At 33.1% G+C, this 14,466-nt stretch carries 13 protein-coding genes; 10 read left to right on the top strand and 3 right to left on the bottom strand.

Going from position 1 to position 14,466, the window contains the following annotated elements:
* The first annotated feature begins 23 nt into the window (after positions 1 to 23).
* The 7 genes from ACN0WI_RS00105 (at position 24) to ACN0WI_RS00075 (ending at position 7,042) form a co-directional block, all read left to right on the top strand.
* Positions 24 to 1,235: a primase-helicase family protein gene (locus ACN0WI_RS00105; RefSeq protein ID WP_417884569.1), complete on the top strand. Its 1,212-nt coding sequence runs from the start codon at positions 24 to 26 to the stop codon at positions 1,233 to 1,235.
* A 202-nt stretch (positions 1,236 to 1,437) separates the two neighbouring features.
* Entirely contained in the window at positions 1,438 to 2,331 is an 894-nt protein-coding gene (locus ACN0WI_RS00100; protein ID WP_417884568.1) for a toprim domain-containing protein, read from the top strand.
* The gene (mbpA, locus tag ACN0WI_RS00095) at positions 2,306 to 2,827 is read left to right on the top strand and encodes a mobilization protein MbpA (protein ID WP_417884567.1); all 522 of its coding nucleotides are present in this window, start codon (positions 2,306 to 2,308) and stop codon (positions 2,825 to 2,827) included. Before ACN0WI_RS00100 ends, mbpA begins: the two co-directional genes overlap by 26 nt.
* Positions 2,824 to 3,693 (top strand): relaxase/mobilization nuclease domain-containing protein, encoded by an 870-nt coding sequence (locus ACN0WI_RS00090; protein ID WP_417884566.1) that lies wholly within the window; start codon positions 2,824 to 2,826, stop codon positions 3,691 to 3,693. Before mbpA ends, ACN0WI_RS00090 begins: the two co-directional genes overlap by 4 nt.
* 12 nt (positions 3,694 to 3,705) lie before the next feature.
* Complete coding sequence (locus ACN0WI_RS00085; protein WP_417884565.1) at positions 3,706 to 4,008, top strand: DUF6730 family protein; 303 nt, start codon at positions 3,706 to 3,708, stop codon at positions 4,006 to 4,008.
* A 111-nt stretch (positions 4,009 to 4,119) separates the two neighbouring features.
* On the top strand, positions 4,120 to 5,340 hold the full coding sequence (locus ACN0WI_RS00080) for an SIR2 family protein (protein ID WP_417884564.1): 1,221 nt from the start codon (positions 4,120 to 4,122) through the stop codon (positions 5,338 to 5,340).
* Positions 5,330 to 7,042, top strand: a complete 1,713-nt coding sequence (locus tag ACN0WI_RS00075) for an ATP-binding protein (protein WP_417884563.1) — start codon at positions 5,330 to 5,332, stop codon at positions 7,040 to 7,042. Before ACN0WI_RS00080 ends, ACN0WI_RS00075 begins: the two co-directional genes overlap by 11 nt.
* 402 nt (positions 7,043 to 7,444) lie before the next feature.
* Here the strand turns inward: ACN0WI_RS00075 and ACN0WI_RS00070 are convergent, their stop codons facing one another.
* On the bottom strand, positions 7,445 to 8,545 hold the full coding sequence (locus ACN0WI_RS00070) for a hypothetical protein (protein ID WP_417884562.1): 1,101 nt from the start codon (positions 8,543 to 8,545) through the stop codon (positions 7,445 to 7,447).
* A 2-nt stretch (positions 8,546 to 8,547) separates the two neighbouring features.
* Entirely contained in the window at positions 8,548 to 9,324 is a 777-nt protein-coding gene (locus ACN0WI_RS00065; RefSeq protein ID WP_417884561.1) for an RNA polymerase sigma factor, read from the bottom strand.
* A gap of 468 nt (positions 9,325 to 9,792) precedes the next feature.
* Between ACN0WI_RS00065 and ACN0WI_RS00060 the strand changes: the two genes are divergently transcribed.
* The 3 genes from ACN0WI_RS00060 to ACN0WI_RS00050 all read left to right on the top strand — a co-directional run bounded on the left by ACN0WI_RS00060 (position 9,793) and on the right by ACN0WI_RS00050 (position 13,172).
* On the top strand, positions 9,793 to 10,020 hold the full coding sequence (locus tag ACN0WI_RS00060) for a helix-turn-helix domain-containing protein (protein WP_417884560.1): 228 nt from the start codon (positions 9,793 to 9,795) through the stop codon (positions 10,018 to 10,020).
* Between the two features lie 93 nt (positions 10,021 to 10,113).
* Entirely contained in the window at positions 10,114 to 12,279 is a 2,166-nt protein-coding gene (locus tag ACN0WI_RS00055; protein WP_417884559.1) for an NACHT domain-containing protein, read from the top strand.
* 5 nt (positions 12,280 to 12,284) lie between these two features.
* The gene (locus ACN0WI_RS00050) at positions 12,285 to 13,172 is read left to right on the top strand and encodes a hypothetical protein (protein WP_417884558.1); all 888 of its coding nucleotides are present in this window, start codon (positions 12,285 to 12,287) and stop codon (positions 13,170 to 13,172) included.
* A gap of 6 nt (positions 13,173 to 13,178) precedes the next feature.
* Here the strand turns inward: ACN0WI_RS00050 and ACN0WI_RS00045 are convergent, their stop codons facing one another.
* Complete coding sequence (locus tag ACN0WI_RS00045; protein WP_417884557.1) at positions 13,179 to 14,384, bottom strand: site-specific integrase; 1,206 nt, start codon at positions 14,382 to 14,384, stop codon at positions 13,179 to 13,181.
* Between the last annotated feature and the right edge of the window lie 82 nt (positions 14,385 to 14,466).

The raw sequence follows: 14,466 nt of genomic DNA, 5'->3' as shown, positions 1-14,466 counted from the left end.
CCTATTCACTTAATTTATTTACTATGAAGAGTATACCATATTTAAGGGTAGGGACTTCGTATTATAAAAAAGTTAAAGCACCTACCATTGCCGGGCACTTCAATGAGCTATTGCTCCCCTGGAGTGTAGAGACCATTCGACAGGATCATGGAAAATCATACCTGAGTAAAATTGCAAAATATGATGGGTTTACCTGTATTCCTGATCACCTAAATTTTAAACCGGTCTATCATAATTTTTATAATATCTATTCCCCCTTAAGTAATATCCCAATGCAGGGTGAACTAATATTTAGCCTAAATTTTGTCCAACATATTTTTGGGTCACATTTTGAATTAGGATTGGACTATCTACAACTTTTATATACCAAACCGGTGCAAACTCTGCCGATTCTTTGTTTAGTGTCTAAAGAACGATCCACCGGAAAAAGTACCTTTTTGAAATGGCTGAAAAGCATCTTTGAAAATAACATGACCTATCTGACCAATGATAGTTTTAGTAGTCAATTCAATGCGGATTGGGCGAATAAGCTACTGATCTGTATTGATGAAGTACTTTTTAATAAAGAGGAACTAACCGAGCGGATCAAATATCTTAGTACCACCAACATTAACAAGTTAGAAGCTAAAGGTAAAGATAAACGGGAAGTGGAGTTTTTTGGAAAGTTTATTCTATGCAGTAATAATGAGGATAACTTTATCAAAATTGATGGTAACGAAACCCGGTTCTGGGTGCTTAAAGTGCCTAAAATCAAGGCTGAAGAAACGGATTATCTCTACCATCTTAACCGGGAAGTTCCGGCCTTTCTGCATTTTTTAAAACATCGTCAATTGCATTCCAAACATCTCACCAGGATGTGGTTTCATCATTCCCAGTTAAAAACACCAGCCTTAAAAAAATTACTTGCCAATAATCGAAACCGGGTAGAAAAAGAACTGGCCACCATTTTACTGATGGGTATGGATCATTTTAATATCGATGACATTCAACTCTGCCCAATTGATGCATTACAATTACTGAATCGGACACGGATTAAAACGGATCTTACCCAGCTTAGAAGACTGCTGAAGAATTCCTGGAAATTGGAGAATCAAAAGAATACGCTTTGCTATCAAAGATTGGTATGGTGGGGGGATGGATCGATTGAGCAGCGGGAAGCAAAAGGCCGCTATTTTAACATTTCAAGGTCGTTTCTGACCGAGAATTTTGATGAATTGATGAACGGGGAAGGCTAAGCCCTGTATTTATAGGGATTTTAGGGTTCATCACTTATTCATCAAATGTTCATCAAAAATAAAAGTGATGAATAAAAGCCTGCTATTGAAAATAAAAATGATGAATTGATGCATTTTTGATGACAGCCTTAGCTCAACAACTATAAGGGCTTAGAAGGGGGTCTCATCAATTCATCAAAAAAATCCAGAAAATAGAACGCTTATGAAAAGAAAGAAAATATGCTGTGAACATGCCCGTAATTTAGACATCGTACGCGTACTCGCTAAATTAGGTCATTATCCCAGCAAAACAACGGTGAAAGAAGCCTGGTTTCTGAGTCCCCTGCGGTCAGAAACACAGGCCTCTTTCCATGTCTCTTATCATAAAAACAGATGGTACGATTTCGGATTGGGAAAAGGTGGAAATTGTCTGGATTTGATTATTGCATTAAGACAATGTTCCATTACTGAAGGTTTACAATTTCTGGCCAATGATCAGCTGCTAACAATTTCAGATTTTAAAAACCCTTCTTTGTCTTTTCATAAGCAGATTTCTAAAAAGGAAAAGGAGGGGATTAAAATTCTTTGTGTTCAGGAACTCTCAAATTTTCAATTACTCCGGTATGCTAAAAAGCGGGGCATCCCTAGAGAACTAATTCGTGAATTGGCCAGTGAAGTTCATTTTGAGTTATATGGAAAACGGTATTATGCCATTGGTCTACAAAATAGACGTGGAGGTTATGAGCTTCGGAATGCTTTTTATAAAGCTTCAAGTAGTCCGAAATCGTATAGCTATTTCCAACAGGATGGAAATGGACTGGTCATTACCGAAGGATTATTTGATTACCTGTCTTTAGCCATTTTAGATCCTGAGCTATTTTTTATCCATGATCATATTATACTCAACTCCCTATCCTTTATTCAGGAAATCATTAAATGCTTTGATGGTTATCCTAATCCTATTTTATTATTCCTGGATCATGATCCTGCCGGAAATCGTATGACTTCCTATTTACTAGAACATTTTGCTCAGGCCATAGACCTGAGATATCGCTTTTACCCACATAAAGATCTTAACGAAAAACTCCGCCATGTTCAACGAGAAAATACCCTTTGAAAATGAAAAGAAATCTTCCTATTCCTTAAGCTTTAAAAAGCTAAAAAAAAGGGAGGGCAAAACGAGGATTTCCAATGATGGGGACACGGGTTCCCATCAAACGGAAAATTCTAATATAGATCCTAATTCAAGATGTGTGTCTGTGGACACAATCTTGATTGCTCCCCACGGTCGCAATGAAAAAAAAGAGATGTTTAAGGGGAAGACCTCCTTAATCAAATTCAGGTGTACACTGTACCAGAAAAAACTACTGAACATTAAGGCGAAACGATCGGGATTGAGCCTGAGTGAATTTTGTCGAAAATCAGCCATGGATCTGCACATCAATGAGCGGATGAGCGATGATCATATTGCCATCTATAAAGACCTGGTGAAATTCCACAACAACTTCAAATCGATCGGGAATATGTTCCGAAAACGGGATCCCAGATTATCTACTGAAGTTTATAAACTGGCTGAGGCGATGAAGCAACATCTTAAAAAACTGGATCTATGATTGGTAAAGGAAAATCCATTAGTCATACCCAGGCTTCCATGAAGTATGGATGGAACCAGGAGAAGCAGGGGGAGATTGTGTACTCCCAAAATATTGTGGGAGATTCCCCGCAGGAAATTAGCCGCGAGTTTGAGCAAATCCAAAAGCTGAATGAGCATTGTGAGCGCAATACGCTGTCGTTTGTCCTGAGTCCTACCATTGAAGATGGACGGACACTAGATCAACGAAAACTTGGAGAACTGACAAAAGACTTTATGCGAGAGATGAAACTGGGCGAGCGACAGGCGATAGCCTTTGTGCATCAGGATAAAGAGCATAAGCATGTACATCTGTATGTGAACCGGATTGATTTTGATGGGCGTGCTTACAAGGATAATTTTATTGGTAAACGTAGTCAGCATGCTGCCGAGCGGGTAGCTCATGAACATCAACTGACCACCGTTCGCCATGTGCAAATGATGCGAAATATTAATTTAACTGATATTCGAAATGAAATTAGACGCCGGCATGAGCTGACCATGAAACAGTTCAAACCGGAAACTTATAAGGCCTATATGCGCGGGATGGAAACCAATGGCGTCAAAGCAATTCCTTTTATCAACAAGCAACAAAAACTACAGGGTTTTCGGTTTGATTTTGATGGGCATAGTCTTAAAGGTAGCGCCGTTCACCGCTCCATGAGTATATCCAATATCGGAAAGCAAATGGCCAGGGAACATGGCATCGAGAAATTTAAAGCACTCAACAAAACAACAAGCTTGGCGAAAAGCCCGGAACCGGTGCAAATCAGCTTAAAACTATTGAAAGAAATCGCACAAAAAGTAATTAAAAAGTCCATATCCAAAGGCATGGATATCGGATATTAAACCTCTGTAATTATGGCAAAAATTGATGAACTATCGGAATTGTTATGCGCTGAACTGGCAAGCTTTGAGCAGCATATGAAACGATTGGAAGAAATTCACTCGCAAGGAATCCACCTGGATACTGAAGAATTGGTACGACAACTTTCAAGCCTGGAAAATACCCTGGATTTTGAAAAGAAGGAATATGACCGGATTTCTACCGAATTATCCAACACCATCAAAGAAGCAAAGATCTATCCGAAATGGGCGCTGGTCGTATTTTTTGTGTCCCTGAGCTTGAATATTATTGGTATAGCGTTTTTGTTATTTAGTTAAGTATCCAATTATAGTGGATACTATAATTCCAGATATCCGAAACATACTCCAGATAAATAGCTATATTTATGAATATATAATGAGTTGTGCCTTATTTTTAACAAGTAATAGATGAATTACATTTACATTAATGGATCTAGTAAAGTTTCCATAAAATACTCCGAGGATAATTCAAAAGTAGAAGAAGTTTATATTGATGATAGTTTAGTAGAATTTGAAGAAGAGGACAAGCAAGATAAGCTCGAATATGCAATAAAAACGAAGAGAAATAAATACCAAAAATTCCTGAATAAGCAATTTGAAAATTTAATTGTTTTAACTGGCGCAGGTTCTTCAGTTGGAATTGGAGAAAAGAATAAGGGAAGACTTTTATCACATTTATGGGATGACACGAAAGAAAAATTAGGTGAAGAAAAACTTAATCATTTCTGTGAATTAGTTAATTACAATTCCAAAGATGAAAATGGAAATTATGTAAAAAATTTAGAAAAATTATTATCGATTGCTAACGCAGCTAAAGATTTTGTTGCTTCTACGAAGGAAATTAATATCCCGAAAACTATAAAAGAAATAGAAAAACTAATTAAATCCAAATGTGAATTAGTTTTACCTAAAGATGCTCCTCACCATACTTTTTTAGAAAAGATAACACGCCGAAAAGTAACGCTTCCAAGAGCAAAAATTTTTAATTTAAATTATGACACTCTTTTTGAACAAGCTGGGAGAAAGGGAAACTTCACAATCATCGATGGCTTTTCATTCTCATTTCCTAGATATTTTAGTGGAAGAAACTTCGATTACGATATTGTATTAAGGGATAAAAGTAGATTGAAAGAAGAAGATAATTTCAAAAAAAGGGTTTTTCACCTTTACAAACCACATGGCTCCGTAGATTGGGAAAAAGTAAAAAAAGACATTATTCAATCTGATAATGTAAAAAAAGCATTAATGATCTATCCAAAAGACAGCAAATATGAAAGCTCATATGAGCAACCATTTTTTGAAATGATGTCACGGTTTCAACAAAACCTAAGGAAAGATAATATTCTGCTAATTTGTATTGGATTTAGCTTTAATGATAAACATATAGTTACTGCCATCCAAGAAGCTCTCGAACAAAATTCAGGATTTCAATTAATGGTTATAAATAAAGGGATTGACACTTCAGATAATTTAAAATGGCTTTTGGAATTAGCTCATAAACATTCCAATATTCTACTAATTGATGAACTTTTCTCAGATTTTGCAGAGCAATATCCTTTGCTAAAATCATATAACCAAGATGAGTATAAAAGAATTACTATTAACCTAAATGACACAGATGGAGAATAGAAATCCTTTTGAGCACAACTATTTCATTGGATATATTAATTACGTTTCAGCACAATTTGTAAAAGTCCACTTTCCTTCCTCCACCCTTCTCCAATCTTTTACATTTAAAGGAGAAAATCTAAATGGTGGATTAGTTGGAAACTTTGTTGTCATTGAAGGAGAACAATTCGGATTTTTAGGTAAGATTCAAGAATTGTCATTGCCTGAAAAAGAAAGATTAGAATTCAGCGAAAAATCTTTCAAGAATAGTGATTTCCACCCGACTGGTAAGATAGAAATATTACTATCTTTTGATTTATTTGAACCTACTAAAATTGATAAGGGTTTAAATGCACTACCTGTTATCGGAGCAAAAGTTTTCGTTTGTTCATCTAATTTTATAAGAAGTTATTTTAGAAAATTCGGAATTAAACATGAGCATTTACAAACTAGTCCAGTTTTTGAACTAGGAAAATTAACTTTTGACAAATCCGCGCCAATTGAAGTATCACAACAAGCGATTTTTGGACGTCACTGTGCCGTTGTTGGCACAACCGGCGGCGGTAAAAGTTATACGGTTAGTAAACTTTTAGAAGGTATTGTATCTAATAACGGAAAAGCTATTATAGTTGATGCTACTGGTGAATATTCTACCCATGATAAAAACAGTTATTCTGATATTCCGGCCACATTATCCACTAATTCCTTTTTTCATTATTCTAACCTTACAGTTGGAGATTTATTCGTCTTGCTAAGACCTTCTGGTCAAGTCCAGCAACCAGTACTTTTAGATGCAATCCATTCATTAAAACTTGTTCAAATTGCTAAAAGAGAAAATAGGAATTTGGAGCAAATTAAAGATGGGATCTTAATTAAAAAACAAGCCTTAAAAAGACCCATATTTGATTTATACAATGAATTCTCTGAAGAAATTGAAAAAAGTAATGCTGATTTCGATATACAAAAATTGACTCAGCAATTAAGAAGGGAATGTGTTTATGACAGTCACAAATTTGGAGAAGATATAACAAGATGGGGCGACTTAGACAAGCGAAAATTTGAAAATAGCACAAGTCTTTTTCTTAGAACAGAGAATCTTATTCAAACTGAATCTTTCAAAAATATTTTTGGGTTTGGAAAGCAGAAAACCGATGAAGGTGAGTTGGCCACTAGGATATCTGATTTTTTAAAAGGGGATAAAAAGATTCTAAGAATCGGTTTCGAAAATGTAGGATTTGATTTTCAAGCGAGAGAAATAGTTGCAAATGCTATTGGGAAATACTTGTTAGAAATGGCCAGAAAAGGTAAATTTAATGAAAAGCCCTTAGTATTATTTGTAGATGAGGCACATCAATATTTAAACAAAAGTGTTAAGGATGAATATTTTGAACTGACGCAATTAAATTCATTTGATTCTATTGCTAAAGAATGTAGAAAATATGGGCTTTTTCTTACAATAGCAACTCAGATGCCAAGAGATATACCTCTTGGTACTCTCAGTCAAATTGGTACATTTATCATACATAGATTAATCAATCATTATGACAAAGAAGCAATAGCTAATGCAAGTTCTTCTGCCAATCGAAATACATTAGATTTTCTACCGGTTTTAGGTGCTGGTGAAGCAATTTTAATGGGAGTTGATTTTCCTATGTCTGTCATGTTAAAAATAAATAAGCCTTTAACTCCTCCTAATTCGAATACTCCACAATTCAAAATTTAAAAAAAATGAAAGGATCGGAAAAACCCTAGCACGCAGATTAAAAGGCGGATTAAAGACCAAAAAATCATGGTACATTTTATTTTGGTCAGCCCATAATTCCTGTATTTTCCAGCCTTCAGATCTAAATTTTCTAAGCTTAATTGTTGTAAATACTGCGTACTTTTAGTGAGTGTCATTAAAGATCTAAACCTCACCTTACGGGTATTCTAATTATCCCAAGTGTACTTACACCAAAAACCTTAGATCGTAGTTAATTTTTAATGACTACATATAAATATTTCTGTTTACCATAATTCCCAGTTTATCTTATCGCGGGAAGGCTTTTGTTGTATATGCTGCGCGCATTTGGTGAGTGCTACTGAGACCTCACCTTACGGGTGTACAAGCACCCTCATTTTTAATTTAATCCACGATAAGTTCTATTCCGGCTTTTTCAGCCTTATATTTTATTTTGGTCATCAGTTCATAGTAATTCCAATTCCTTAAAACAAATCCATTTTCCTTTTTGGCGATCTCCATTTTATCTTCCTGATTTATTAAAATGAGTGTACCTGCTTGCTGTTTGATACAAAAATCAATAAGCATCCGACTGTATACATGCAAACGGTTACCTACATAATTTTTTTCTTTTTCGTGAAATCTTTCTACTGCTTTTGTTTTGCGTTTACGACCTTTTCCTGATCTACAATAGGCAGTAGCATTTTGCACTCTTTTTAAAGCAGCCTGAATGGCTAATCTTCTATATAAAAACTCTTCTCTACTACCAATATTAAGCTTTGCTTTACCAGATTTCACTATAATAGGATATTCAAGAGATAGGGAGGCTTCTGCAATGACTTCCGGTTTTAGGCTATGATTTTCTTTTTCAAGCTCAAATACGGCTAACCAATAAATTTTTCCTTTTTTCAGTTGAATTTTAGAAGCGCAAAGTTTGATTTGGCCGGCTACTACCTGTTCTAGCAAGCTTCGTTTATCCGTATAATCCCTACCTAAATAGGTTTTAAAAGGAATAGAAAATAAACGAAAGCAAAATTCTTTTTTTTCTTTTTTATAGGATAATCCATGAATCCCTATCGTTCCAAATGGAAAAGGAATATCCCTTCTATAATTTGCAAGTGAGCGCTCTCCCATCCTATATTGCACCAAGTTTTTACTAAAATTATTCATGATATTATAATTCATATAGGCTAAAATGTTGGTTGGAACCTCACCTTTAAAAAGATCAGAAACCACCCGGTAGGTACAATTGCTCTTGGAACGATTGAGCATGCCATCTTCAGCTTTCTTATCATCCACCAGCCTATATTTTATCCCTTCAGATAAATAAAAAAAATCCTTAATCATTTCCTGAATATACTGGTGGGAAACAATAAGGTTACCCGCCCTATAGCTTCGGTTCTGCCAACGGTATAGGGTATCAAGAGCCTCTTTTCTTTCTTCTTTGGTACGGGCGTCGACCCGTAGCTGGATCTTTCGGGTAAGTTTTATGGTTTCTTTTCCCATGACTAAGCCGATTGTTGTTGTTTGTGTTTACTTTGTAAAAGCTTATAAGCAGTCACAAATTCCTTGTGGACTTCTTTTTGGGATAGTTGCAGTTCTTCTGCAATAGCCGCAAAAGAATAGTGCATTTCATTCCGTAGCTGTAAGACTTTTTCTTGTTCCCTGGTTATTCTAGTATTTTTCTTTACTTGAATTTGATCAGGTTTTGAACCCAAATTACTCCCGTTATGAATAATTTTTTTAATATCCTCGATCGCTCTTTTCACCTCATTACTGGTATAGGTAATACTGTTTCCCATAACCTGAGCAATGCTTTTATACTGAAAACCGTATTTTAAGCAGAGTTCAATGAGACGTCGTCTTTCTGGGCTGAGTAAAGGAAAAACACGGCTTATCTGATCGAATGCTTTTTGGTGGGCTTCCTGATCCTGTAAATGATGATCCTCTTTTTGGGGATCGTAACCGTGCATATACTCTTGGTAGTTCTCATAATTATCCAACCTGTGAATGTTCCTGTGAAACTTGTTTCTAGAGTTCGTATAGTAAAACTTGCAATTCCTTTTCATCACATAGCGCAAAAAATAAAAGATGTGGTCGGGATCTACTATATACTCTCTTTTTTCCCATAGTTTTAAGAACGTATCCTGAAGAAGGCTCTCAATCACAAATTCATCAGATATGGATTGCTTACCAATCCAAAAGAGCTTACGGTGAAACCTAGAATAAATAAAATCCATGGCATCAGGATGACCTTTCTTTAAAAGTTTAAACTCACGTTCCATAGCCAACAGTTTTTAATATTGGATCGGATCTTCGAAAAGGAACTGTACTAATAAATAATACGAGTCTAGCGGTGTGGTGTATAGTTTTCATAATTTGCTGTGGTTTTGCTTGTCTTTAATTAGTTTATGAAACCATAGGCCTTCCCAAAAAAGCCGGTAAACTTAGGGAAAGGCTTATGCTTGAGGGAAGGCTTTCTGGCTTCTAGCCTAGACTAAATGGCTAATTCATTAAATAGTGGTTTGTTTCTTCTTATAGGTTTGGTTTTGTGTTTATTTCATAATTAAATCAACTCTTTTACTGGCCGAAAAGAATAGTGCTATAGAATTTCTATTTGCAATAGATTCTATATAAATGCTAACAGAAATGTTTAGTGATACCCAAATATAATAAAAACTTACATACAAAGGTACATGTACCTTTGTTAAAAATACAAATATGTCTCTAATTGTATAGTCGATAATTCGACTATGACTAGTAAAATAGAGTTTTATATAATCAATAAAGTAAAGGAAAAGCGAAAAGAAAAAGGGTTTTCGCAAATAGCACTATCCCAAAAATTAGGTCTAAGCGATAGTTTTATTTCTCATGTTGAATCTAATAATCGAAGGGCAAAATATAATTTAAATCACCTAAATGATCTTGCTAGAATTTTAGAATGCTCCCCAAAGGATTTTTTCCCTGATAAAGCTTTATAATAGCCTCTAAAAATGAAAAGATTCATCGTAAGATTGAATATTTTTAAAAATGAGGCTTTTCTAAAATCCTAAATGAATACAAATTTAAAATGAATGGAATTGGAAAAAATTGATTATATAGATAATCTTTTCTTGTCTTATAATTATCAATTGGCGAGACAATCAAATGATAAGGTTAGGGTATATACTCTGAGATATGGAATGTACCATGCAGCAGAATTTATATTATTCGATAAGGAATATGATATTTCTGAAATTAAAAAGGAATATTCAGAACTCGGATTTGCAACTGATGTAAGAATTCTTTCGGAAAATGAAGAAATTGAAGAATATCTGTTTGAAGGTTTTTTTATAAAAACTCCTTTGGGAAATGAATTAAAAAATAGATATAAGCAATTTGTTAACAAACAACTTCAAAACTTACCGGAAGGTAGTACATACGAGTACATAAATAGTTCGTTTGACTTATTACTTCAAGATGATAATCAAAATATTATAGAGGATGAATATTACGATTCTGAGTCGCAGATCAATATTATTGAAAAAATAAATCAATTATTGAGTAATGTGAAAGGTGCTATATTTATAATAATTGAAGCACCTGCCGGCTTTGGTAAAACTTGCACAGCTAATGAGATATTAAATGCCTTTTCACCTAATGAGTGCAAACAACTACCATTTTTTACAGAACTATCAAGAAATAGAGAAGCAAGAGTTTTTAAGCATATTCTTCTAAATGAAATTGATGAGCAATTTCCTAATGGGATAAAACAAAATATAGTTATCGAGCAGATAACAAAAGGAAGAATACCATTAATTATTGATGGTTTTGATGAATTAATTTCAAAGGAAAGTAATAAAGAAGAAGTTGAAAGTATGCTTACTACGATTATTGAGCTTCTTAAAGGTGATGCAAAAATAATTATTACTTCTCGAAAAACAGCGATATTTAATAGTGACGAGTTCTTAAATTCAATTTATGATTCGAAAAATGAGTTTTCTCTTGCAAGATTTGAAATAAAGGAGCCAAAAATTGAAAATTGGTTAGACAGTGATAGAATTGAAGTAATAACAAAAGGTAATTTTCCAGTATCACAAATAGCAAATCCAGTATTACTTGCCTATCTAAGAAATATTGATTTCGACACTTTAAAAGAATATGTGGACAATAAAAATGATGTTACTTTAATTGATAAATATTTTGATTATTTATTAAAGAGAGAGCAACAAAGACAAAACTTAAAACTAAATAGTGAAGAACAATTAAAAATTTTTAGAAAACTTGTTCGATTTATGTCTGAATTTAATATCACGGCTGAATCAAAAGAAACTATTAAAGATTTTATAAAAGACTATAATCAAAAACTCATTCAAGATAGTTTGAAATTATATATAGCTGAAGAAAAGCCTTCAATAGAAGATCTAATAGAAACTTTATCAAATCATGTTTTTTTGGATAGAAAGCCTAATGGGGATGTTGGAATTGTAAATGATTTTATTTTAGGACATTTAGTAGGGGAAAATCTTATCTATGAAAAATACCAAGAGCATTATGATAATTTTGTTGAAATAATTCCTCAAGATTTTGCAATTAAGTCCGTCGATTCTTTTAAAATTCAAAATAAGGAAAATAAAGAGGCACTCTGGCAAATTTATAATGTGGAGGATTTTAATTATGAAGTCACATTCTACTTTGACTTAGACTATAATTTCGGAAAACAACCAGGTAGAAAATATGAAAATTTATATGTATTCGATAGGGAAATATCCAATTTAAAATTTAGTACGGGATGTATGTTCCAGTCATCAGCTTTTTCTTCTATTATATTTTCCAATTGTGAATTTGACTTAAGTAATTTCAGGGATACTTCGTTTCAAAATTGTTCATTTTATGATTGTCATTTAATTAATTCGAGAATAGGTCAACCTTATAGTGATTTTGCACTTTTCGCTTGTGAATCTAATAATAATTTTGTTTCAGATGTTATGTATCTATTCGAAAATAATCAAATCAACTCGGAAACTGGAGACATACTTGAACCGCTTGATGAAGATATGGTTTTAAGACATTTTTTTCAGGTAGATGGCATCAAACCAAGGGCACGAAAATTTTCTTATATAAAGAAATCTCTTTCAGATTATCCAGAAAAAGAAATCAATAAAGTATTTGACTCTTTAAAATCAAAGGGCTTTCTTCATTTTAAAGATGATGTTGGATTTATTACACGTGATGCGATACATTATTTAAAACATAAATAGTAGAGATGATTGAGGGTTTTCAAATAATCGAAAAACAAATTCATCAAAAAATAGTAGATGAATTAAATAAAATTAGTTTACCGCATAGAATATTTTTAAGGACTAAGAATGATAAATCATTAGATGAAAAAATTATTCGAAAAATTAGGGAAGGAAAACCATATACTGAGGGAGGAAAGAAAATACAAGATATCATAGGAGTAAGAGTTGTAACCTATTTTCAAGATGATATTAATTTGGTCAAGAGTATTTTGAAGAATAAATTAAAATTTATAGACGAAGAAATTGACGAACATGAACTAACCGTTTTTAAGCCTAAGAGAACAAATATTATATGTCAGTTTGATAAACATCATAGTGAAATATTTGAAGACATAAAGAAAGCTTCTTCTAATGCTAACTTTAGATTCGTAGATGGCACTTTTGAACTACAGTTAAGAACGGTTCTTTCTGAAGGTTGGCATGAAATTGACCACAGTCTAAGGTATAAATGTAAAACGGATTGGACTGATCACAAAGAGAGTGAAAGGCTATTAAATGGAATATATGCTAGTTTAGAAACCAATGATATAGCTCTAAAAAATCTATTCAGTGAATTATCGTATAAGCACTTTAAAAGTCAAAATTGGGAAGCTCTATTAAGAAGTAAATTCAGGCTTCAGTTTCAAACTGGAAATTTAAACGATAGGTTAATAGAAATTCTTAATAGAAACAATTCTATTGGAAAAAAGATAATTAAAATTGATAGAAATGAATTTTTACTGAAATTATGTTGTTTAGACCTTTCTCTGCCTATAAACTTTAATAATTTGCTCTATCTATTAAATTTTATTGAAATCAACGATAAAGAAATTTTAGATATAACACCTGAAATAATTAAAAATTCAAACTGATTGAAACTACTGCAATAATAGTTCACTCGCCTCATCTAATATTGCTGTATCCAATTCTTTTAAATATGCTTTTGTCGTCTTAACATCTTGATGGCCTAAAGATTCGCTAATAATATCTGTACCAGCACCTTTTTGCTTTAAGCAATTGGCAAAGCTATGCCTGGCCACATAGCTAGTAATAGGCTTATCAATATTTGCAAGTTCTCCTAACTCTTTTAAATCCTTATTAAATTTTTTGAGTGTTTTTCTTTTCCTGTTGTTTAATTGACTAGGTGTTAGGTTTTCATGAAGTATAATAGGAAAGACGTACGAATGGTTATTGCCCTTATAACAATTCAATATTTGTTGTACAGGCGGCAAAATTTTGATTATAAAGTTTCCTTTAGTCTTTGATCTTGTATAATGTATTCTATCGCTGTAGATATTATCCCACCTTAATTTCATCATATCTGCAAAATTCATTCCCCTCGTATAAAAACTAAAAATGAAATAATTTTTGCTATTCAATAAATGTGGTTTGTCATTTAAATCAAGATTTTGAAGTCGATGTATTTCTTCGATTTTGAGCGCTTTTTTTATGGACTTTCCTTTTAGTTTGGAAATTTTGTAGTGCTTAAATGGATAAACTTTTTCATCTATTATATTTCGCTTAATTGCAACATTAAAAATCGCTCTAATGGCACGCATTTTAACTCCAATTCCCCCGCCAGTTCCTCCTTTATTTCTGAGATAAACTTCATATTTATCTAAAAAAGTAGGAGTGACCTCTTTAAAATGAACAGGCTTATTCTTTGCGAATTTCTGAACTGAATTTTTAGTATGGTGGTATACGTCGGCATTTCCCATTCTTCCAGCCATTTTCATTTCTCGAATCAGTTCATCCCAAAATGGAAAAATATTTGAAGCTTCGGGATTAGATTCTATTCTAAATTTATTTTCGAAATCACTTAGAGTGTAAAAATCCTGATTCATTTCTAATTCGGAAATTACAGATAAGGCTCTGTCTTCGATTTTTCCAAGCAATCTATTGGATTTAATTTGCTGATTGTATTTTTTACTAAATCTACCTAGCTTAGAATCCCACTCATTCAAACAAACTTCAAATGGTGTTCTAAAAAATTTTGATTTTCTATCTTTAGTGACACGCAAAAGAATTGGATATTTTCCATTCTTTAATACTGTTTTTCTTAGGATTGTTTTGATTGATGCCATTGTAGAATTATTTATTTCATGTACAACATATGTACAACAAATTGAACATTAAAGGTAAATCAAAGAAAGTAAATGTAAAAGA

It is taken from the genome of Zunongwangia sp. (genome assembly GCF_048269745.1).
Classification (GTDB): Bacteria; Bacteroidota; Bacteroidia; order Flavobacteriales; family Flavobacteriaceae; genus Zunongwangia.
The sequence above is the reverse complement of the archived record's forward strand: the minus strand, read 5'-3'. Positions and strand labels throughout refer to the sequence as shown.

Excerpts from the sequence above, each read along its gene's own strand:
- ACN0WI_RS00045 (WP_417884557.1), bottom strand. The coding sequence starts at position 14,384 with ATGGCATCAATCAAAACAATCCTAAGAAAAACAGTATTAAAGAATGGA.
- mbpA (WP_417884567.1), top strand. The coding sequence starts at position 2,306 with ATGTTCAACGAGAAAATACCCTTTGAAAATGAAAAGAAATCTTCCTAT.
- ACN0WI_RS00060 (WP_417884560.1), top strand. The coding sequence starts at position 9,793 with ATGACTAGTAAAATAGAGTTTTATATAATCAATAAAGTAAAGGAAAAG.
- ACN0WI_RS00085 (WP_417884565.1), top strand. The coding sequence starts at position 3,706 with ATGGCAAAAATTGATGAACTATCGGAATTGTTATGCGCTGAACTGGCA.
- ACN0WI_RS00065 (WP_417884561.1), bottom strand. The coding sequence starts at position 9,324 with ATGGAACGTGAGTTTAAACTTTTAAAGAAAGGTCATCCTGATGCCATG.
- ACN0WI_RS00075 (WP_417884563.1), top strand. The coding sequence starts at position 5,330 with ATGGAGAATAGAAATCCTTTTGAGCACAACTATTTCATTGGATATATT.
- ACN0WI_RS00070 (WP_417884562.1), bottom strand. The coding sequence starts at position 8,545 with ATGGGAAAAGAAACCATAAAACTTACCCGAAAGATCCAGCTACGGGTC.
- ACN0WI_RS00105 (WP_417884569.1), top strand. The coding sequence starts at position 24 with ATGAAGAGTATACCATATTTAAGGGTAGGGACTTCGTATTATAAAAAA.
- ACN0WI_RS00090 (WP_417884566.1), top strand. The coding sequence starts at position 2,824 with ATGATTGGTAAAGGAAAATCCATTAGTCATACCCAGGCTTCCATGAAG.
- ACN0WI_RS00100 (WP_417884568.1), top strand. The coding sequence starts at position 1,438 with ATGAAAAGAAAGAAAATATGCTGTGAACATGCCCGTAATTTAGACATC.
- ACN0WI_RS00055 (WP_417884559.1), top strand. The coding sequence starts at position 10,114 with ATGGAATTGGAAAAAATTGATTATATAGATAATCTTTTCTTGTCTTAT.
- ACN0WI_RS00080 (WP_417884564.1), top strand. The coding sequence starts at position 4,120 with ATGAATTACATTTACATTAATGGATCTAGTAAAGTTTCCATAAAATAC.
- ACN0WI_RS00050 (WP_417884558.1), top strand. The coding sequence starts at position 12,285 with ATGATTGAGGGTTTTCAAATAATCGAAAAACAAATTCATCAAAAAATA.